Genomic DNA, 19,448 nt, shown 5'->3' with positions numbered 1-19,448 from the left:
GCCGGGGCGGGCTGGGAGATCCAGCCCGCCCCGGCGTTTTTCCGCGTCAGGAGCTGGGTGCTGCCGCCAAGTTGACCGCCAGGTCGCTGTTCACCGTGAAGTACGGGCGGACGTCCGCGACCGTCGGGTAGAGGTCGGTCTTGTTGCGGTCGACGATGTCGCCGACGAGCCGGCCGACGCGGATCGGCTTCGCGTCCGCGGCAGTTCGCAGGGCCAGGTCCCACGTCGTGGCCTCGTCGCCGGTGCGGGCCGCGCGCAGGCGCTCGTACGGGACGGTGAAGCGGAAGGTCGTGGCGTCCACGACCTCGACGTCCACGGTCACCTCGGACGCGCCCTCGCCGCGCGGGGTGCCGAGGACGACCGGTTCGCCGTCGGCGGTGAACTCCGCCCCGTGCAGGGTGCCTTCGACGGTGAACGCGTCCCCGGCCGCCCGCAGGGAGCGGGCCTCGGCGTGGGCGTCGCGGTGCCAGGCGCGCAGGGCGAGGTAGCCGTCGACGGTGGGGTAGGGCACCCACCAGGTGAACGGGGCGCCCGGCAGCGGCTCCAGGTCCACCAGCCCGCGGCCCTCGGCGAGGTGCGACACCACGCGGCGGCGGGCCTTGTCCTCGGCCCGTACGACGTGCAGGTCCCAACGGCCTTCGCCCAGGCGCAGTTCGGCGCGCTTGAGCACCGCCGTGTACGGGCCCTTCCCGTCGGCGGGGGCGTGCAGCGGGACCTCGACGGGCTTGCCCTCCTTGCGGCGGGTGACGGTCAGGGAGAGCTTGTCGCCGCTGATGCCCTTGCGCTCGACGGAGACGAGGATGTCGCCGTGGGCGTCGACGCGGCAGGAGGCGACCGGCCGCAGCGGCTTGCGGACGACGATGTCCTTGAGGACCTTCTTCACCGGCGGCTCGGCCGGCTTGGCCACGCGGCGGCGCAGCGGCCGGACGATCCTGCCGACCGTGCGGCGCAGCCGCTTGGCCAGGGGGAGGGGCCGCGGTGCGGGTGCCGCGGCGGGCGCGGGCTTTTCGGTGGTGGTGCGGGGGCCGCCGAGGCTGTCGATGAGTTCGAGGTAGGCGTCGGCGATGCGCTCGGGGGCGTAGCGCTGTGCGGAGACGCGGGCGGCGGCGCCCATGGTGCGGCGCAGCTCGTCGTCCTCGATGAGCTTGAGCAGGCCCTTGGCGATGGCGTCGCTGTCGCCGACGGGGACGAGCAGGCCGTCCTCGCCGTCGGTGATGATCTCGCCGGGGCCGTGCGGGCAGTCGGTGGCGACGACGGGGACGCCGCAGCCCATGGCCTCGACGATCGTCATGCCGAAGGACTCCTCGCGGGAGGTCACGGCGGCGATGGAGCCCTTGGCCCACTCGGTTTCGATGGGGGAGTGGGCGCCCATGAGCGTGACGGCCTCGTTGAGGCCGAGGGTGTCGATCTGGGTGCGCAGCTTGGCCAGTTCGGGGCCGCGGCCGTAGATGCGCAGCTTCCAGTCGGGGCGGGTGGCGGCGACGGTCTCCCAGGCCTTGACCAGCAGGTCGTAGCGCTTGACGGGGATGAGCCGGCCCGCGGCGACGACGAGTTTGGCGCTGCCGTCGGAGGGCTCGACCTCGGACGGGGGGCAGCCGTTGGGCAGGCAGACGATGGTGGTCTTGACGTCGGGGAAGCGTTCCCGGTGGGTGTTCGCGTCCGCTTCGGAGACCGTGGTGTGCGCGTCGAGGTGGGGGATGGACGCGTCCTGGTAGGCGCGGATGGTCGGCTCGTGGGTGCCGTAGATCCGGTGTTCCTGGCCGATGCGCAGGTAGCGGTCCTGGCCGAACTCGGCGAGGTACATCACCAGGCCGGGGCGGGTGGCGACGACGACGTCGGCGTCGGTCCGCGCGAGGTGTTCGGCGACCCGCTGGTCGGTGAGCGCGCTGAAGTGGGCGCCCTTCGCCTCCACGGGCGGCACGTACTGGCTGTCCTGGGTGAGCAGCGGGTGGTCGCGGTCGGCGCCCTTCTCGGCGCGTTGGTCGATGAGGTTGACCAGCTTGACCTTGCGGTGCAGGGGGAGCCGGGGCTTCTCGCCGCTTCTGATGGTGGACACGATCTCCACGTCGTGCCGGGCGGCGAGGGCGCTCGCGACGTTGAACGTGGAGCGGATGGTGCCGCCGATGCCGTAGGCGTTCTGCAAAAGGAAAGAGATCTTCATGGCGGTGTGTGCGCGACGCGCCGGGGGCGTCGCGTCCGTCCTTCCCCCTGGCCTGGGTGGTGTCCGGGTCTTCCCTTGCTGATCGGCCCGTCGGTTCTGTGTGATCCGAACCGCCGGTTGAGACCGTTGGGAGGGATTTCAGTTGCCTGCGCAGCCTACATTGTGGCTTGGGTCACGTCGCAAGAAGGTGTGGAGGTACCGCTCGGTGGGCGCTGGGAGGCGGGAAGCGTGAGGGCGAAGGTGGCGGTGGCGGTGTTCTCGGCGATCGCGGTGCTGGGGGCGGTGGCCGGCTGCGGGTTCGGTGGTGCCGGCGGCGGAGAGGGCGGGGAGGGGGAGGGCAAGGACGAGAACCGGGTGGTGCGGGCGGTCGGCCCCGATCAGCTGAGGCATGTGGAGCTGGGGGCGAGAGAGGTGCCCGGTTTCGTGGTGGAGAGGGGCTCGCCGGCGACCGCCGGGCACGGGCTGCCCAGCACCGACAGCGAGGCCTGCCGGCCCCTGGTGACGGCGCTGGGTTCGCAGCCGCAGCCCGCGCCTGTGGGTTCGGTGGTCGAGACCTTCGCCGCCACGACGGAGAAGGGCTTCCAGGGGCTGCTGGGCACGATCCGGGTCTCGGCGTACGAGGGCGACGGTGCGCGGAGCACGCTGCGGGCGCTGCGGGCGGCGGCGCGCGACTGTGCGGGCGGTTTCCGGATGAAGACCGGCGAGGGCCAGCCGCAGCGGTTCGAGGAGGTGCGTACGCTGCCGGCGCCGGGGCTGGGCGACGAGGCGATGGCGTACCGCCTGGTGAACGCGGCGGAGAGGGCGCCGAGCCTGGTCACGGTCGTACGGACCGGGTCGGCCCTGTCGATGTTCTTCGCGACGCACCTGTCCGACCCGGGGGCCGTGGAGGTCCCGGAGCGGCTGGTGGCGGCGCAGGTCGCGAAGGTGGAGCGGCTCCAGCGGGCGGAGCGGCCGCCGACCGCGCCGCCCCCGCAGGCGGGCCCGCCCGAGGGTGCCGAGGGTGCCGAGGGTGCCGAGGACGGCGAGGCGGGCGACGGCGAGGGCGCGGAGAGTACGGAGTAGTCCGGGCGGGGCGGCGGCGCCGGCCCGTGTGCCCGGTGGCATGACGGCCGGGGTGGCGGTCGCGGCGATCGGCCGCCGGGCGGCAGCCTGCCCCGCCGGGCGGGGTGCGGGCCCCCGCCCGGTGGGCCCGGTCCCGTCAGTCCTTGGGGGACGCGGAGGTGGACGGCTTGGCCGAGGGCTTGGCGGAGGCCTTGCCGGAGGGCTTGGGGGAGGCGGCGGCCGTGGCCTGGGCGTTGGCGCGGTACATGATGCGGCGGAAGGTGTAGCCCGCGACGTCCCGGCCGGCCTGCAGCGCCTTGGTGTCGTCGGCGGGGACGGCGTTGCCGTTGGTGTAGCCGGCCACGGTGAAGTAGGCGTAGCGACCCTCGGCGTTCGCGGTCAGCCGGCAGGCGGTGGCGCGGCAGAAGGCGGGACCGTCGTCGCCGGACAGGGCGGTGACGTTTCCGGTGGCCTGCGCCTTCGCCTTGTCGGCGGCGGCCTTGTCGGCGAAGACGGCGACACCGACGGTGACGGCGACGCCGTCGCGCTCGTACGTGGAGCGCATCAGCTTCTTGCAGCCGTTGTCGGCGAGGACCTGGCCGAGGCCGCCCTGGGTGGCGGAGGCGCAGTCGTCGGTGGTGTCGGTGGCGACCCGCTTGTAGGTGCGCTTGTCCAGCACCGGCTTGGAGTGCGGGAAGAGCGTCTTGGTGGACAGGGGCGCCTTGTCCTTCTCCTCGCTGGAGATGAACTCGCGCGGGTTGGGCGGGGCCACCTGGGAGAAGCTCGGCTCGGGGGCGCCGGCCGAGGCGCTGGGCAGCTTCTCCGCGGCGGGCAGGGGCTTGTCGCCCTTGCCCGAGGTCATGACGGCTGTGGCGACGATCGCGGCGACCGCGCCGGTCGCCAGCACCCCGCCGCCGATCAGCAGCCACTTGCGGCGCCGGCCGCGGGCTTCGGCGTCCGCGGCGAGCCGTCCCCAGTCCGGGGTGGCGCCCTGGCCGGGTATTCCGGGTATCTGCTGCTGCCAGGGCCCTGCCGGGCCCGCGCCCGGAGGCAGCTGCGGAGGCAGCTGAGGCGCGTGGGGCGCCTGCGGCGGCTGAGATGTGTGTGGCGCCTGGGGCGGCGGCGGGCCCCACGGCGGCGTGGACGGCTGATCCCCCGGGGCCCCGTGCGGCCCTCCCTGCCCAAAGCTCATGGCGTGCATCGTAAACCGGTTGGGTCCATGCCCCGGGAGCGGTGAGAATTCACCGCATGGGACACGTAGAAGCGGCACATCTGGAGTACTTCCTCCCGGACGGGAGGGCACTGCTCGGCGATGTGTCCTTCCGGGTGGGGGAGGGGGCGGCGGTCGCCCTGGTCGGGGCCAACGGCGCGGGCAAGACCACGCTGCTGCGGCTGATCGCGGGGGAGCTGCAGCCGCACGGCGGCTCCGTCACGGTGACGGGCGGCCTCGGCGTGATGCCGCAGTTCGTGGGGTCCGTACGGGACGACCGTACGGTGCGCGACCTGCTGCTCACGGTCGCCCAGCAGCGCATCCGCCAGGCGGCCGCGGCCGTCGACGCGGCCGAGCACGCGATCATGACCGTGGACGACGAGGCCGCGCAGATGGCCTACGCCCAGGCCTTGTCCGACTGGGCCGAGGCCCGGGGCTACGAGGCCGAGACCGTGTGGGACATGTGCACCATGGCCGCGCTCGGCGTCCCCTACGAGCAGGCCCAGTGGCGCCAGGTGCGCACCCTCTCCGGCGGCGAGCAGAAGCGCCTGGTCCTGGAGTCGCTGCTGCGCGGCACGGACGAGGTGCTGCTGCTGGACGAGCCGGACAACTATCTGGACGTCCCCGGCAAGCGCTGGCTGGAGGAGAAGCTGCGCGAGACGAAGAAGACCGTGCTCTTCGTCTCCCACGACCGCGAGCTGCTGGCCCGCTCCGCCGAGAAGATCATCAGCGTCGAGCCCGGCCCCGCCGGCAGTGACGTATGGGTGCACGGCGGCGGCTTCGGCACGTACCACGAGGCCCGCAAGGAGCGCTTCGCCCGCTTCGAGGAGCTGCGCCGGCGCTGGGACGAGAAGCACGCCCAGCTGAAGAAGCTGGTGATCAACCTCCGGCAGGCCGCCGCGGTCAGCCATGAGATGGCCTCCCGCTACGCCGCGGCCCAGACCCGGCTGAAGAAGTTCGAGGAGGCCGGCCCGCCGCCGGAGCCGCCGCGCGAGCAGGACATCCGGATGCGGCTGCGCGGCGGCCGGACCGGGGTGCGGGCGCTGACCTGCGAGGGGCTGGAGCTCACGGGCCTGATGAAGCCGTTCGACCTGGAGGTCTTCTACGGCGAGCGGGTCGCGGTGCTGGGCAGCAACGGCTCGGGCAAGTCGCACTTCCTGCGGCTGCTGGCGGGGGAGGACATCTCCCACAGCGGCGCCTGGAAGCTGGGCGCGCGCGTCGTGCCCGGCCACTTCGCCCAGACCCACGCCCACCCGGAGCTGCTGGGCCGCACGCTGGTGGACATCCTGTGGACCGAGCACGCCAAGGACCGCGGCGGTGCGATGTCCGTGCTGCGCCGCTACGAACTGGAGAGGCAGGGCGACCAGCCCTTCGAGAAGCTCTCGGGCGGCCAGCAGGCACGCTTCCAGATCCTGCTGCTGGAGCTGGCCGGTACCACGGCGCTGCTGCTGGACGAGCCGACCGACAACCTGGACCTGGAGAGCGCGGAGGCCCTTCAGGAGGGGCTGGAGGCGTACGAGGGGACGGTGCTGGCGGTGACGCACGACCGGTGGTTCGCTCGCGCGTTCGACCGATTTGTGGTCTTCGGTGCGGACGGGCGGGTCCGGGAGGTTCCGGAGCCGGTGTGGGACGAGGCGCGGGTAGCCCGTCAGCGCTAGGCCGCGGCGGCCGGTGGGACCATGTTTTGACCCGGCAGGCGGGCGCCCGGTACTCTACGAGTTCGTTATGCGTATTGGCTTGGTCGTTCTCACGCGAGGGGCCCTTACGCTTGTCCACCGGGCTGATTGCCAGCGGTCGGCACGCGGGTTGCGTCCCCGTTGTGCGGCCAGGGCTGTGTGATCGTCCCGTGTGGACCGTGTCAGGACCCACTCACTGAAGAAGCGAAGGCTACGACCGTGCGTACGTACAGCCCCAAGCCCGGCGATGTCACGCGCCAGTGGCACATCATCGACGCGCAGGACGTCGTCCTGGGCCGTCTGGCCTCTCAGGCTGCCTCCCTGCTGCGCGGCAAGCACAAGCCCGTGTACGCCCCGCACATGGACATGGGTGACTTCGTCGTCATCATCAACGCCGACAAGGTGCACCTGTCCGGCAACAAGAAGACCCAGAAGATGGCGTACCGCCACTCTGGCTTCCCGGGTGGTCTGCGCTCCGTCCGTTACGACGAGCTGCTCGACAAGAACCCCGAGAAGGCCGTCGAGAAGGCGATCAAGGGCATGCTGCCCAAGAACTCCCTCGGCCGTCAGATGCTCTCGAAGCTGAAGGTCTACTCGGGCGACCAGCACCCGCACGCCGCCCAGCAGCCGGTGCCGTTCGAGATCACCCAGGTCAAGCAGGGCTAAGTCCCGGCCACCGCCGAACCAGAAAGTCTGAGGAGAATCGTGGCTGAGACCACCGCCGAGATGCCGCTCGACGAGGGCGTCGAGGAGTACACCACCGAGACCGAGGTTGTTGAGTCGGAGTACACCTCCGAGTCCCTCGCGTCCCGCTTTGGCGACCCGCAGCCGGCCGCCGGCCTGGGCCGTCGCAAGAACGCCATTGCCCGCGTCCGGATCGTTCCGGGCTCCGGCAAGTGGAAGATCAACGGTCGCACCCTTGAGGACTACTTCCCCAACAAGGTGCACCAGCAGGAAGTCAACGAGCCCTTCAAGGTGCTCGAGCTCGACGACCGCTACGACGTCATCGCCCGCATCTCGGGTGGCGGCGTTTCCGGCCAGGCCGGCGCCCTGCGCCTCGGTGTGGCCCGCGCGCTGAACGAGGCGGACGTGGACAACAACCGCGGCCCGCTGAAGAAGGCCGGCTTCCTGAGCCGCGACGACCGTGCGGTCGAGCGCAAGAAGGCCGGTCTGAAGAAGGCCCGCAAGGCTCCGCAGTACAGCAAGCGCTAATCACGCGGCTTCGCTGCACTGCCCGAACGCCCCGGCGGCACGATCCGTGCCGCCGGGGCGTTCGGCCATTACCGGTCAGGACTTGGTACGAATGTTCGGGGCCCGCGCCTGGCGGCCCCACCCCGCTTTTTCGGAGGACACCTGTGGGACGACTCTTCGGTACGGACGGTGTGCGCGGCGTCGCCAACGCGGATCTGACGGCGGAGCTCGCGCTCGGCCTGTCGGTCGCCGCGGCGCATGTGCTCGCCGAGGCGGGTACGTTCGAGGGCCATCGCCCCGTGGCCGTGGTGGGCCGCGACCCGCGTGCGTCCGGTGAGTTCCTGGAGGCCGCCGTGGTGGCCGGCCTGGCCAGCGCGGGTGTGGACGTCCTGCGGGTCGGCGTGCTGCCGACGCCGGCCGTCGCCTACCTGACGGGCGTCCTCGGCGCGGACCTCGGCGTGATGCTCTCCGCCAGCCACAACGCCATGCCCGACAACGGCATCAAGTTCTTCGCCCGCGGCGGCCACAAGCTCGCCGACGAGCTCGAGGACCGCATCGAGCAGACCTACCGCGCCCACGCCTCCGGCGAGCCCTGGGACCGGCCCACCGGCGCCGGCGTCGGCCGGGTCCGCGACTACGACCAGGGCTTCGACAACTACGTCGCCCACCTGATCGGCGTCCTGCCCAACCGCCTCGACGGCCTCAAGGTCGTCATCGACGGCGCCCACGGCGCCGCGGCCCGCGTCTCCCCCGAGGCCTTCGCCCGCGCCGGCGCCGAGGTCGTCACCATCGGCACCGAGCCCGACGGCCTCAACATCAACCACGAGTGCGGCTCCACCCACCTGGACAAGCTGCGCACCGCCGTCGTCGAGCACGGCGCCGACCTGGGCGTCGCCCACGACGGCGACGCCGACCGCTGCCTAGCCGTGGACGCCAAGGGCAATGAGATCGACGGCGACCAGATCCTCGCCGTGCTGGCGCTCGCCATGCGCGAGGCGGACTCGCTGCGCAAGAACACCGTCGTCGCCACCGTGATGTCCAACCTGGGCTTCAAGCTGGCGATGGAGCGCGAGGGCGTCCAGCTCGTCCAGACCGCGGTCGGCGACCGCTACGTCCTGGAGGAGATGAAGGCCAACGGCTTCGCCCTGGGCGGCGAGCAGTCCGGCCACGTCATCGTCCTGGACCACGCCACGACCGGCGACGGCACCCTGACCGGCCTGATGCTGGCCGCGCGCGTCGCCGCCACGGGCCGCTCGCTGGCCGACCTGGCCGCCGTCATGGAGCGCCTGCCGCAGGTCCTCATCAACGTCCGGGACGTCGACAAGTCCCGCGTGGGCTCCTCCACGGAGCTCGCCGCGGCCGTCAACGCCGCCGAGGCCGAGCTGGGCTCCACGGGCCGGGTGCTGCTGCGCTCGTCCGGCACCGAGCCGCTGGTGCGGGTCATGGTGGAGGCCGCCGACATCGAGCAGGCGCGCGCGGTGGCGCAGCGTCTGGCGGACGTCGTGAAGTCGGCGCTGGGCTAGTCGCCTCTTCCGGGGCTCCGCCCCGGACCCCTGTCCTCAAACGCCGGACGGGCCGCATTCGCAGCCCGTCCGGCGTTTTGTGCGTCCCGCCCCTCAGAGCTTGCGCAGCGAGAGCCGCTGCACCTTGTGGTCGGGGCCCTTGCGCAGGATCAGGTTCGAGCGGCCCCGCGTGGGCGCCACGTTCTCCAGGAGGTTCGGCAGGTTGATCGTGCGCCAGTTGCGGCGGGCGTAGTCCAGCGCCTCCTCCTCCGAGACCTGGGTGTACTGGCGGAAGTAGGAGTCGGGGTCGTGGAAGGCCGTGGCGCGCAGCTTCTTGAACCGGTCGTAGTACCAGCGCTCGATGTCCTCGGCGCGCGCGTCGACATAGACACTGAAGTCGAAGAAGTCGACGAGCCCGACGCGGGTTCGGCCGTCCTTGCCCGGGAGGGCGGGCTGCAGGACGTTGAGGCCCTCGATGATCAGGATGTCCGGGCGGTGCACGGTCAGCCGCTCGCCGGGCACGATGTCGTAGATGAGGTGGGAGTAGACGGGCGCGGAGACCTCGTCCTTGCCGGCCTTCACATCCGCGACGAAGCGGGTGAGGGCCCGCCGGTCGTACGACTCGGGGAAACCCTTCCGCGACATCAGGCCGCGCCGCTGCAGCTCGGCGTTGGGCAGCAGGAAGCCGTCCGTGGTGACCAGCTCGACGCGCGGGTGCTCGGGCCAGCGGGCCAGCAGGGCCTGCAGCAGGCGGGCCGTGGTGGACTTGCCGACCGCGACGCTGCCGGCGACCCCTATGACGAAGGGCGTGCCGCGCTGGGCGCCCTTCTCGCCGAGCTTCTCCCCGAGGAAGGTGTTCAGCGTGCCGCGCAGGCTGCCGGTCGCGCCCACGTAGAGGTTGAGCAGCCGGGACAGCGGCAGATAGATGTCGCGGACCTCGTCGAGGTCGATGACGTCGCCGAGCCCGCGCAGCCGCTCGACCTCCTCGGCGGTCAGCGGCAGGGGGGTGTTCTCGCGCAGCGGGCTCCACTCCGCGCGAGTGAGGTCCACGAACGGGGACGAGTCTGCGCGGCGACGCTGCTGCGGCTGCTCCATGGTGGTCGGCACGGGCCCATTGTGCGCGCGTGCGGGACCGGGGGATGACTTCGGGGTGCCGTTTGGGCAGTGACGCAAGGGAGCCGGGAGGTCCCAGTGGGTGAAGTTCTCTCCCGGGGTCTGTACCTACTCACGAGTCAGTACTACGTTCCTGCCCCCGGTCCGCACGACGCGAGGGGCCTGATCCATGTTCGTCTTCCTTCTGGTGCTCCGACTCGCCAAACGGCGCGTACGCCGCCTCGTACGCCGTGGCGGCCCGCCCGCGGCCTGCCGGGCCTCCCGCGCCGCCCGCGTCGACTTCGCCGGGCAGGTCTGCGGCGACCTCGCCGCCGAGCTGCCCGACGAGGACCTGGGGCAGGACCTCGACGACTGCCTCGACCGCTACGTTCTCGGCAGCAAACCGCGCTGCGAGGAGGTCGAGTACCTGGAGCTGGTCCAGGAGGCCATCGACCGGATCGAGCGCGGGCGTTGACCCCGGGGCCGTACGCTGCACCCCATGTGCGGAATCGTTGGCTATGTGGGAGGGCAGTGCGCCCTCGACGTCGTATTGGCAGGGCTGCGGCGGCTGGAGTACCGCGGCTATGACTCGGCCGGAGTGGCGGTCCTGGCCGACGGCGGGCTCGCCGCCGCGAAGAAGGCGGGCAAGCTCGCCAACCTGGAGAAGGAGCTGGCCGACCGCCCGCTGCCGTCCGGCCCCACCGGCATCGGCCACACCCGCTGGGCCACCCACGGCGGTCCCACCGACGCCAACGCCCACCCCCACCTGGACAACCCCGGCCGCGTCGCCGTCGTCCACAACGGCATCATCGAGAACTTCGCCGAGCTGCGGGCCGAGCTCGCCGACCGCGGCCACGTCCTGGGCTCGGAGACCGACACGGAGGTCGTCGCCCACCTGCTGTCGGAGTCCTTCTCCTCCTGCGGCGACCTCGCCGAGTCCATGCGGCAGGTCTGCCGCCGCCTGGAGGGCGCCTTCACGCTCGTGGCCGTCCACGCGGACGAGCCCGACGTCGTCGTCGGCGCCCGCCGCAACTCCCCGCTCGTGGTGGGCGTCGGCGACGGGGAGTACTTCCTCGCCTCGGACGTCGCCGCGTTCATCGCCCACACCAGGGACGCCATCGAGCTCGGCCAGGACCAGGTCGTGGAGCTGCGGCGCGACGGCGTCACCGTGACCGGCTTCGACGGCGCACCGGCCGACGGCGACGTGCGCGCGTACCACGTCGACTGGGACGCCTCGGCCGCCGAGAAGGGCGGCTACGACTACTTCATGCTCAAGGAGATCGCCGAGCAGCCCAAGGCGGTCGCCGACACGCTGCTGGGCCGCATCGACGGCGCGGGCTCGCTGACCCTGGACGAGGTGCGGATCCCCGCGTCCGTGCTGCGCGAGGTCGACAAGGTCGTCATCGTGGCGTGCGGCACCGCCTTCCACGCCGGGATGATCGCCAAGTACGCCATCGAGCACTGGACCCGCATCCCCTGCGAGACCGAGCTGGCCAGCGAGTTCCGCTACCGCGACCCGATCCTCGACCAGCGCACCCTCGTCATCGCCATCAGCCAGTCCGGCGAGACGATGGACACCCTCATGGCCCTGCGGCACGCCCGCGAGCAGGGCGCGAAGGTGCTGGCCATCTGCAACACCAACGGCTCGACGATCCCGCGCGAATCGGACGCCGTGCTCTACACCCACGCCGGACCCGAGGTCGCGGTCGCCTCCACCAAGGCCTTCCTGACCCAGCTCGTGGCCTGCTACCTGGTGGCGCTCTACCTGGGCCAGGTGCGGGGCACCAAGTGGGGCGACGAGGTCAGCGGCGTCGTGCGCCAGCTGTCGGAGATCGCCGGCGAGGTGGAGGAGGTGCTCGAGACCATGGAGCCCGTCCGGGAGCTCGCCCGCTCCCTCGCCGACAAGAACACCGTCCTCTTCCTCGGCCGGCACGTCGGCTACCCGGTGGCCCTGGAGGGCGCCCTGAAGCTCAAGGAACTGGCCTACATGCACGCCGAGGGCTTCGCGGCCGGCGAGCTCAAGCACGGCCCGATCGCCCTCGTCGAGGAGGACCTGCCCGTCGTCGTGGTCGTCCCCTCGCCGCGTGGCCGCTCGGTCCTGCACGACAAGATCGTCTCCAACATCCAGGAGATCCGGGCGCGAGGAGCCCGCACGATCGTCATCGCCGAACGGGGCGACGAGGCCGTACGGCCCTACGCGGACCACCTCATCGAGATCCCGCCCACCCCGGTGCTGCTCCAGCCCCTGGTCGCCACCGTGCCGCTGCAGGTCTTCGCGTGCGAGCTCGCCACGGCCCGCGGCAACGAGGTCGACCAGCCGCGCAACCTGGCGAAGTCGGTGACGGTCGAATGATCGTAGGAGTCGGGATCGACGTCGCGGAGATCGACCGCTTCGACGCCGCGCTGCGCCGCACGCCGGGCATGGCGGAGCGGCTGTTCGTGGAGCGCGAGCTCCATCTGCCCAGCGGGGAGCGGCGCGGCATCGCCTCCCTCGCCGCCCGCTTCGCCGCCAAGGAGGCCCTGGCCAAGGCGCTGGGGGCGCCCCCCGGGCTGCTGTGGACGGACGCCGAGGTCGTCACGGAGGGCAGCGGCCAGCCGCGGCTCGTGGTCACCGGGACGGTGGCGGCGCGTGCCGAGGCGCTGGGCGTGAACTCCTGGCACATCTCGCTGAGCCACGACGCGGGCGTGGCGTCGGCGGTGGTGATCGCGGAGAAGTAGCGCGACCGGAGGGTGAACGGCCCCGGGAATCGGGGTCGTTCGCTATTTGTGCGACCGTCGCGCCTAAACTCCCGATCATGACGGCAGGAGACTCCCTGGCCATCGGCCAGCGATCATTGGGTGACCCGTCCATCGGCTATCCGCTGTGGCCGCCGCTCGTGCGGGGATGTCCGCGCACCGCGACGGACGAGCTGGCGTACCCGGTCGAGGTGGACTACGCCTACGACCGGGTGAGCCCCGACCTGTTCGCCCCCTCGGCCGGGAACCGGAGCGCCGGGCTGGAGCGCTGGGCGCCGCTGCTGCCGCCGCTGACCGCGCCGGGCCTGGGGGAGGGCCACACCCCGCTGGTGGACCTCGGCGGCGGGGTCTATGTGAAGGACGAGTCCCGCAACCCCACCTGGAGCCACAAGGACCGGCTCAACCGCTGCACGGTCAGCGCCGCCGTCAGGATGGGGGCGCCCGGCATCGTGGTGGCGTCCTCCGGCAACCACGGGGCGTCCGCCGCGGCCTTCGCCGCCCGGGCCGGGCTGAACTGCGTCGTCCTCGCCTCGGCCGGCATGCCCGCGGCCGTGGACGCGTTCCTCAACGCCTACGGAGCGGTCGTGCTGCCCGTGCCGGAGGAGGCCCGCTGGCCGCTGATGCGCCAGCTCGTCGACCGCATCGGCCTGCACCCCGTCAGCAACCTCGCCGTCACCCACACCGGCCACGCCTTCGGGCCGGAGGGCTACAAGACCATCGCGTACGAGATCTTCACCGAACTCGGCGTGCCGGCCGCCGTGTTCGTGCCCTCCGGCTACGGCGAGTGCCTCTTCGGCATCTGGAAGGGCTTCGCCGAGCTGCGGCGGCTGGGACTCACCGACCGCGTCCCGCGGATGTTCGGCTGCGAGCCCGCGGCCGGCGGGCCGCTCGCCACCGCCGTGAACGGGGGGCTGCCGGCGGCCCGGGTGGCCGTCGGACCGACCGACGCGTACGCGATCAGCTGCGCGGTCGGCGGCTACCGCGGCGTGCTGGCCGTCCGGGAGAGCGGCGGCCGGGCCCTGCTCGTGAGCGACGAGGAGATGCGCGGGGCCCAGGCGGAGCTGGCCCGGCAGGGCATCTGGGCCGAGCTGTCCGGCGCGGCGGGCCTCGCGGGTCTGCGCGCCCGCCCGGGCGGGCAGACCGACGCCTTCGACGGGCCCGTGGTGTGCGTCTCCACCTCCAGCGGCTTCAAGGACCGGGCCGTCGGCACGAAGACCTCCGAGACCATGGAGCCGACCTGGGACGAGGCGTACCGCCGGCTGCGGGCCGCGGGCGTAGGGGCGTGAGAACGCCTCCCTCGCCTCCTCGCGGGCAGTGACGTTGGCTCTCCAGCGACGGGAGACTCCAATGTCGGAACCCCCTGACCTCGCCACTTCGCTGGCGTATCGTCAAGTTCCCTTGGAGGCGACGAGGGAGAGGTCTGTGCACCCGGCGAGGGAACGCATTGCGGCGGTGTTCGGACGGCGCCAGGGGAGCGGCTATCTGCTGGCGCCGAACGTGGTGCTGACCGCCGCCCATGTGGTGGGGGACTGCGACGCCCCCTCGGTGATCGTGCCGGGCGGCACCGGCAGGGTCCGCTGCAAGGTGGTGTGGGCGCGGGACGACAACCGGCGCTGCGACGCCGCGCTGCTCGTCGCCGAGCGCGACGTGGTCACCGCCGGGACGGCCGAGGCGTTCGAGCCGGTCGTGTGGGGGCGCGCCTACGACCTGCGGGTGTGGCCGAACGCCCAGGCCGTCGGCTATCCGCACGCCCAGCGGGACGCGGACGGCGAGCTCGACACCGAGCAGGTCGCCGGCACCCTCAAGCCGGGCAGCAACCTCCTCAGCGGTCGGCACGTGCTCGACTGCGGGTCCGTCGCCCCCGAACCGGCCCTCGGTGGGGGCTCGCCGTGGGCCGGGATGTCCGGGGCCGCCGTGTTCGTGGACGGGCTGCTCGCCGGGGTGGTCTGCGCGGACCCGGGCGGCTGGCGGCACGGCCGGCTGACCGTGACCCCGTCGGCGACCCTGTGGTCGGAGTTCAGCTTCCTCAGCGAATGCCTGATGGCCGGGCACAAGCCCGAGTCGCGTTCGCTGGCCTCGCCGCGGCAGCTCGAGATCGAGGCCTTCGAACGCCGGTTGCGCGACTACATCGTCGAGAAGTCCGGCGAGCTGACCATCATCGGCCTGACCCTCTCCGACGGCGAGGGCGAGACGTGGCCGCTCGACGCCGCCTACCTCAGCCTCGAGCTGACCGGCGCGGCCCGCGCCGCCGGGGGCTTCGCGGACGCCACCCGCCAGGGACCCTCGGCCCGCCGGGCCGAGGAGGCCCTGGCCGGACACCGGCGGGTGCTGCTGCGGGGCGCCGCCGGCTCGGGCAAGACCACGCTGCTGCAGTGGCTGGCCACGATGACCGCCCGCGGCGACCTGCCCCCGGAGCTGGGCCACTTGAGCGGCTGCATGCCGCTGACCCTGCCGCTGCGGACCCTCATCCGCCGGGGCGAGCTCCCCCAGCCGGAGGAGTTCCTCGCCGCGGCCGCCGGACCGCTGGCCGGGGTGCCCGCCGCCCGCGGATGGGTGACGGGCCGGCTCAACGAGGGCACGGCGCTGCTGCTGATCGACGGCGTCGACGAGGTCCCCGAGGCCGACCGCCGGCGCACCCTGACGTGGGTCAAGGACCTGCTGGCCGCCTACCCCGACGCCCGCTACGTCATCACCACCCGCCCCTCCGCCGTCCGCGAGGGCTGGCTCGCCGACGCCGGCTTCACCGAACTCGAACTCCTCCCCATGAGCCGCGGCGACGTCCTGTCCTTCATCGACCGCTGGCACACGGCCGCCGGCCGGGCGGACAGCGAGCGACTACGGGCCTTCAGCGAGTCCCTGAGCGCGGCCGTCGTCGCCAAGCGCGACCTCGGCCGGCTGGCCACCAATCCCCTGATGTGCGCCCTGATCTGCGCGCTGAACCGCTCCCGGCGCGGCTATCTGCCGCACGGCCGCATGGAGCTCTACCGCGCGGCGCTGGAGCTGCTGCTGATCCGGCGCGACCGCGAGCGCGAGATCGTGGTCGGCCTGGAGGGCCCGGAGCTCGAACAGGCCCAGACGGCCCTCTTACAGAAGATCGCCTACTGGCTGATCCGCAACGGCCGCTCCGAGATCGAGTGGCACAAGGCCGTGGAGATCCTCGACCGGGCCCTGCCCGCCATGCCGGCCGTGGCCGCCAGGGGTACCGCCGAGCAGATCCTGCGCCACCTCGTGGTGCGCAGCGGACTGCTGCGGCAGCCGACGAGCGGGACGCTGGACTTCATCCACCGCACGTTCCAGGACTACCTGGGCGCCCAGGCGGCGGTCGACGACTGGGACTTCGACCTGCTGGTCAACCACGCCCACGACGACCAGTGGGAGGACGTGCTGCGCATGGCGGTGGGCCACGCGCCGCCGCGGGCGCGCGCCGAACTGCTGCGGATGCTGCTGGAGCGCGGCGAGCGCGAGGACGGCAACCGCCACCGGCTGCACCTGCTGGCGGCGGCCTGCCTGGAGCAGGCGACCGAGGTCGACCCGGAGGTGCGCACACGGGTCGAGAAGGCGGCGGCGGAGCTGGTGCCCCCGCGGGACACGGAGTCGGCCAAGGCGCTGGCCGGGGCGGGCCAGATCGTGCTGGACCTGCTCCCCGGCCCCGAGGGGCTGACGGACGAGGTGGCCCACGCCGTCGTCGTGGCCGCCACGGCCGTGGCCGACGACCGGGCCATCCCCTTGCTGGCCCGGTACGCCACGCATCCCTCGCGCCAGGTGCGGGCCCAGCTGGCGTGGGCGTGGGACCGCTTCGACACCGAGCACTACGCGGACGCGGTGATCGGCAAGCTCGCGTACGAGGACGGGCTGGCGTTCGTGGCCAAGAGCAGCGCCCACGAGAGGGCCCTGGAGCGGCTGGGCGGCAGGCCGGAGGTATGGCTGAGGGGAGAGCGGAAAGAAGGGGACTGAGTCACCCTTCGCAGACGTCCTGCCATACCCCCCGGATTTCGTCGGCGACGCCCAGGGCGGTGATCGGCGCGGCCCCCAGCCGCCGGGCCGCCAGGCCGTGCAGATAGGCCCCCGCGGAGGCCGCGTCCCGCGCCGTGAGGCCCGCCGCCAGCAGGGAACCGGTGAGCCCCGACAGCACGTCGCCGCTGCCGGCCGTGGCCAGCCACGACGTGCCCGTCGGGTTGATCCGCACCGCACGGCCGCCGCACGCCACCAGCGTCGTCGAGCCCTTCAGCAGGGCCGTGACCCCGAACCGCCCGGCCAGGTCCCGTACGGCCGCCAGACGGGCCGACTCGACCTCCTCGCGCGTCCGGCCCAGCAGGGCGGCGGCCTCACCCGCGTGCGGAGTCAGGAGCGTGGGGGCCCTCCGGGCGCGCACCGCCTGCGCATCGAGCAGCCGCAGGCCGTCCGCGTCGACGAGCACCGGCACGTCGGAGGCCAGGACGTCCTCCAGCGCCCGCCGCGCCTCCGCTCCGTCGCCCAGGCCCGGGCCGACCACCCAGGACTGCACCCGGCCCGCCTTCGAGGGCGGCCCGGAGGAGACCAGGGTCTCCGGGAAGCGGGCGATCACCGCCTCCGCCGCCGGCCCGGCGTACCGCACCGCGCCCGCGCCCCCGCTCAGGGCGCCCGCCACAGCGAGCACCGCCGCGCCCGGATAGCGGGCCGAACCGGCGACGACGCCCACGACGCCCCGGCGGTACTTGTCGCTCTCGGTGCCCGGGCGGGGCAGCACGGCGGCCACGTCCACGTGCTGGAGGGCCTCCACGTCGGGCTCGTCCGGCAGCCGGGGCCCCAGCCCGATGTCGACCAGGCGCAGCGCCCCGGCGTGCTCGCGCGCGGGGTCGATGAGCAGCCCGGGCTTGTACGCGCCGAAGGTGACCGTCGCATCGGCGCGCACCGCCGCGCCCCGCACCTCGCCGGAGTCGGCGTCGACCCCGCTGGGCAGGTCGACGGCGACGACCGGCACCCCGGCCCCGGCGACGGCCCGGACCAGCTCCTCCGCTCCGGGCCGCAGCCCGCCCTTGCCGCCGATGCCGACGATGCCGTCGACCACGAGATGGGCCCGCCGCACCGCGTGCTCCCCGTCCGGGGCGTCGACGACGCGCCCGCCGGCACCGCGCAGGGCGGACAGCCCGCCGGCGTGGGCGCGCCCGGGCGCCAGCAGGACGGCGGTCACCCCGGCGCCGCGCCGGGCGAGGCGGGCGCCGGCGTACAGCGCGTCGCCCCCGTTGTCGCCGCTGCCGACGAGCAGCACCACGCGCGCGCCGTAAACGCGCCCCAGCAGGTCCGCGCAGGCCGCGGCCAGCCCGGCAGCGGCGCGCTGCATCAGCGCACCCTCGGGCAAGACGTCCATGAGCGCCCGCTCGGCGGCCCGGACGGTGGAAACGCTGTACCCAGTCCTCATGGCCCCCAGCCTCCCCCAACAACCACAGCATCGACACCCGCACTGGAGACCTCCGGCAGCCGAAGTCGGACCGGAGGGGCCGGGCTGGGGACGGGCCCTGGCAGGGGCGTAAAGCGTTATTTGCGGCCCAATGAGGGAGCGCCCATGGCATTGCCGGGCAAGGGGACGTAAATAATGCAGCCCCAGAAGGGCCCGTCCCCAGCCCGGCCCCGCCCCACGGCCCCACACGAGCCCAGGACCCCCGCGGCCTGAGACACTGGCGGGGATGAGTGAGACACCGATGCGCGCCCGAGCCGTGGTCGACCTGGCCGCCCTGCGGGCCAACGTACGTGCTCTGCGGGCCCGCGCCCCCCGGGCGCAGCTGATGGCCGTAGTGAAGGCCAACGCGTACGGGCACGGGGCGGTGCCCTGCGCGAAAGCGGCCCGGCAGGCCGGAGCGGAGTGGGTCGGTACGGCCACTCCGCAAGAGGCGCTGGCGCTGCGCGCGGCAGGCGACACGGGCCGGCTGATGTGCTGGCTGTGGACGCCCGGCGACCCGTGGCGCGAGGCCGTCGAGGCCGACATCGACGTCTCCGTCAGCGGCCTGTGGGCGCTGGAGGAGCTGACCGGGGCCGTACGGGCCGCCGGCCGCCCGGCCCGCGTCCAGCTGAAGATCGACACAGGCCTCGGCCGCAACGGCTGCCAGCCCGGCGACTGGGAGAAGCTGGTCTCGGCCGCCCGCGACGCCGAGCGGGCCGGCCTGATCAAGGTCACGGGCGTGTGGTCGCACTTCGCCTGCGCCGACGAACCGGGCCACCCGTCCATCCGGGCCCAGATCGAGGTCTTCGAGGACGCGGTCTCCTACGCCGAGCGCCAGGGCCTGACCCCGGAGGTCCGGCACATCGCCAACTCCCCGGCCACCCTCACCCTGCCCGGGACCCACTTCGACCTGGTGCGCACGGGCGTCGCGATGTACGGCATATCGCCCAGCCCCGAGGTCGGCACCCCCGAGGACTTCGGCCTCCGGCCGGTCATGACGCTGTCCGCGTCGCTGGCCTCGGTCAAGCGCGTGCCGGGCGGCCATGGGGTCTCTTACGGCCATCTCTACACGACCCCCGGCGAGACCACCCTCGCGCTGGTGCCCGTCGGCTACGCGGACGGCATCCCGCGCGCCGGCTCCGGCACCGGCCCCGTGCTGGTCGGCGGCAAGTGGCGCACGGTGGCGGGCCGCGTCGCCATGGACCAGTTCGTGGTGGACCTGGGCGGGGACACCGCCGAGGTCGGCGACGAAGCGGTGCTCTTCGGCCCGGGCGACCGGGGCGAACCGACCGCGGAGGACTGGGCGCGGGCGACCGGAACCATCGCCTACGAAGTCGTCACCCGCATCTCCGCACGCGTGCCCCGCGTCTATCTCGGAGAGATCAGGGAAGAGGACACCGAGAGCGACGACACGGGGGCGTGA

15 protein-coding genes are annotated in these 19,448 nt (G+C 73.1%); 11 read left to right on the top strand and 4 right to left on the bottom strand.

The features are described 5' to 3' along the window. Nucleotides 1-46: 46 nt before the first annotated feature. A complete protein-coding gene (locus ACIGXW_RS26725) occupies nucleotides 47-2,161 on the bottom strand; it encodes a glycosyltransferase family 4 protein (RefSeq protein ID WP_399575320.1) in 2,115 nt (704 codons plus the stop codon). A gap of 228 nt (nucleotides 2,162-2,389) precedes the next feature. Here ACIGXW_RS26725 and ACIGXW_RS26720 point away from each other — a divergent pair, with 228 nt between their 5' ends. After that, the gene (locus ACIGXW_RS26720) at nucleotides 2,390-3,223 is read left to right on the top strand and encodes a hypothetical protein (RefSeq protein ID WP_399575319.1); all 834 of its coding nucleotides are present in this window, start codon (nucleotides 2,390-2,392) and stop codon (nucleotides 3,221-3,223) included. A gap of 136 nt (nucleotides 3,224-3,359) precedes the next feature. Here ACIGXW_RS26720 and ACIGXW_RS26715 read toward each other — a convergent pair whose 3' ends face one another. Continuing rightward, complete coding sequence (locus tag ACIGXW_RS26715) at nucleotides 3,360-4,394, bottom strand: hypothetical protein (RefSeq protein ID WP_399575318.1); 1,035 nt, start codon at nucleotides 4,392-4,394, stop codon at nucleotides 3,360-3,362. A 56-nt stretch (nucleotides 4,395-4,450) separates the two neighbouring features. Between ACIGXW_RS26715 and ACIGXW_RS26710 the strand changes: the two genes are divergently transcribed. The 4 genes from ACIGXW_RS26710 (at nucleotide 4,451) to glmM (ending at nucleotide 8,802) form a co-directional block, all read left to right on the top strand. Continuing rightward, a complete protein-coding gene (locus ACIGXW_RS26710) occupies nucleotides 4,451-6,070 on the top strand; it encodes an ABC-F family ATP-binding cassette domain-containing protein (protein ID WP_399575317.1) in 1,620 nt (539 codons plus the stop codon). Nucleotides 6,071-6,307: 237 nt separating this feature from the next. Continuing rightward, a complete protein-coding gene (rplM, locus tag ACIGXW_RS26705; protein WP_071964527.1) occupies nucleotides 6,308-6,754 on the top strand; it encodes a 50S ribosomal protein L13 in 447 nt (148 codons plus the stop codon). A 39-nt stretch (nucleotides 6,755-6,793) separates the two neighbouring features. Then, nucleotides 6,794-7,300 carry a 30S ribosomal protein S9 gene (rpsI, locus tag ACIGXW_RS26700; RefSeq protein WP_071964526.1) on the top strand — a complete coding sequence of 169 codons (507 nt, stop codon included), beginning with the start codon at nucleotides 6,794-6,796 and terminating at the stop codon, nucleotides 7,298-7,300. 143 nt (nucleotides 7,301-7,443) lie between these two features. After that, nucleotides 7,444-8,802, top strand: a complete 1,359-nt coding sequence (gene glmM, locus ACIGXW_RS26695; protein ID WP_399575316.1) for a phosphoglucosamine mutase — start codon at nucleotides 7,444-7,446, stop codon at nucleotides 8,800-8,802. Nucleotides 8,803-8,895: 93 nt separating this feature from the next. Here glmM and coaA read toward each other — a convergent pair whose 3' ends face one another. Beyond that, nucleotides 8,896-9,876 (bottom strand): type I pantothenate kinase, encoded by a 981-nt coding sequence (coaA, locus tag ACIGXW_RS26690; RefSeq protein ID WP_399575433.1) that lies wholly within the window; start codon nucleotides 9,874-9,876, stop codon nucleotides 8,896-8,898. Nucleotides 9,877-10,063: 187 nt separating this feature from the next. On the opposite strand from coaA, the gene ACIGXW_RS26685 reads away from it, so the two are divergent. The 5 genes from ACIGXW_RS26685 (at nucleotide 10,064) to ACIGXW_RS26665 (ending at nucleotide 16,563) form a co-directional block, all read left to right on the top strand. Then, complete coding sequence (locus ACIGXW_RS26685) at nucleotides 10,064-10,348, top strand: hypothetical protein (protein WP_071964524.1); 285 nt, start codon at nucleotides 10,064-10,066, stop codon at nucleotides 10,346-10,348. A 24-nt stretch (nucleotides 10,349-10,372) separates the two neighbouring features. Next, entirely contained in the window at nucleotides 10,373-12,226 is a 1,854-nt protein-coding gene (gene glmS / locus ACIGXW_RS26680) for a glutamine--fructose-6-phosphate transaminase (isomerizing) (protein ID WP_399575315.1), read from the top strand. Next, nucleotides 12,223-12,591: a holo-ACP synthase gene (locus ACIGXW_RS26675; RefSeq protein WP_071964518.1), complete on the top strand. Its 369-nt coding sequence runs from the start codon at nucleotides 12,223-12,225 to the stop codon at nucleotides 12,589-12,591. Before glmS ends, ACIGXW_RS26675 begins: the two co-directional genes overlap by 4 nt. Before the next feature lie 77 nt (nucleotides 12,592-12,668). After that, nucleotides 12,669-13,895 carry a pyridoxal-phosphate dependent enzyme gene (locus ACIGXW_RS26670; RefSeq protein WP_399575314.1) on the top strand — a complete coding sequence of 409 codons (1,227 nt, stop codon included), beginning with the start codon at nucleotides 12,669-12,671 and terminating at the stop codon, nucleotides 13,893-13,895. Nucleotides 13,896-14,061: 166 nt separating this feature from the next. After that, nucleotides 14,062-16,563, top strand: coding sequence for an NACHT domain-containing protein (locus ACIGXW_RS26665; RefSeq protein ID WP_399575313.1), 2,502 nt, complete (start codon nucleotides 14,062-14,064; stop codon nucleotides 16,561-16,563). 1 nt (nucleotide 16,564) lies between these two features. On the opposite strand, the gene ACIGXW_RS26660 is transcribed toward ACIGXW_RS26665, so the two are convergent. Further along, entirely contained in the window at nucleotides 16,565-18,007 is a 1,443-nt protein-coding gene (locus ACIGXW_RS26660; protein WP_399575312.1) for an NAD(P)H-hydrate dehydratase, read from the bottom strand. A gap of 265 nt (nucleotides 18,008-18,272) precedes the next feature. Here ACIGXW_RS26660 and alr point away from each other — a divergent pair, with 265 nt between their 5' ends. After that, nucleotides 18,273-19,448 carry an alanine racemase gene (gene alr, locus ACIGXW_RS26655; protein ID WP_360909168.1) on the top strand — a complete coding sequence of 392 codons (1,176 nt, stop codon included), beginning with the start codon at nucleotides 18,273-18,275 and terminating at the stop codon, nucleotides 19,446-19,448.

Source organism: Streptomyces sp. NPDC053079 (assembly GCF_044546695.1).
Taxonomy (GTDB): Bacteria; Actinomycetota; Actinomycetes; order Streptomycetales; family Streptomycetaceae; genus Streptomyces.
Note: the sequence above shows the minus strand (reverse complement) of the source record. Positions and strands in the feature narration are given on the sequence as shown.

Bases quoted from the DNA above. Each gene is read 5' to 3' on its own strand.
- ACIGXW_RS26660 (WP_399575312.1), bottom strand. From the start codon at position 18,007: ATGAGGACTGGGTACAGCGTTTCCACCGTCCGGGCCGCCGAGCGGGCG.
- glmS (WP_399575315.1), top strand. From the start codon at position 10,373: ATGTGCGGAATCGTTGGCTATGTGGGAGGGCAGTGCGCCCTCGACGTC.
- ACIGXW_RS26670 (WP_399575314.1), top strand. From the start codon at position 12,669: ATGACGGCAGGAGACTCCCTGGCCATCGGCCAGCGATCATTGGGTGAC.
- alr (WP_360909168.1), top strand. From the start codon at position 18,273: ATGAGTGAGACACCGATGCGCGCCCGAGCCGTGGTCGACCTGGCCGCC.
- ACIGXW_RS26685 (WP_071964524.1), top strand. From the start codon at position 10,064: ATGTTCGTCTTCCTTCTGGTGCTCCGACTCGCCAAACGGCGCGTACGC.
- coaA (WP_399575433.1), bottom strand. From the start codon at position 9,876: ATGGAGCAGCCGCAGCAGCGTCGCCGCGCAGACTCGTCCCCGTTCGTG.
- ACIGXW_RS26715 (WP_399575318.1), bottom strand. From the start codon at position 4,394: ATGAGCTTTGGGCAGGGAGGGCCGCACGGGGCCCCGGGGGATCAGCCG.
- ACIGXW_RS26675 (WP_071964518.1), top strand. From the start codon at position 12,223: ATGATCGTAGGAGTCGGGATCGACGTCGCGGAGATCGACCGCTTCGAC.
- ACIGXW_RS26710 (WP_399575317.1), top strand. From the start codon at position 4,451: ATGGGACACGTAGAAGCGGCACATCTGGAGTACTTCCTCCCGGACGGG.
- ACIGXW_RS26725 (WP_399575320.1), bottom strand. From the start codon at position 2,161: ATGAAGATCTCTTTCCTTTTGCAGAACGCCTACGGCATCGGCGGCACC.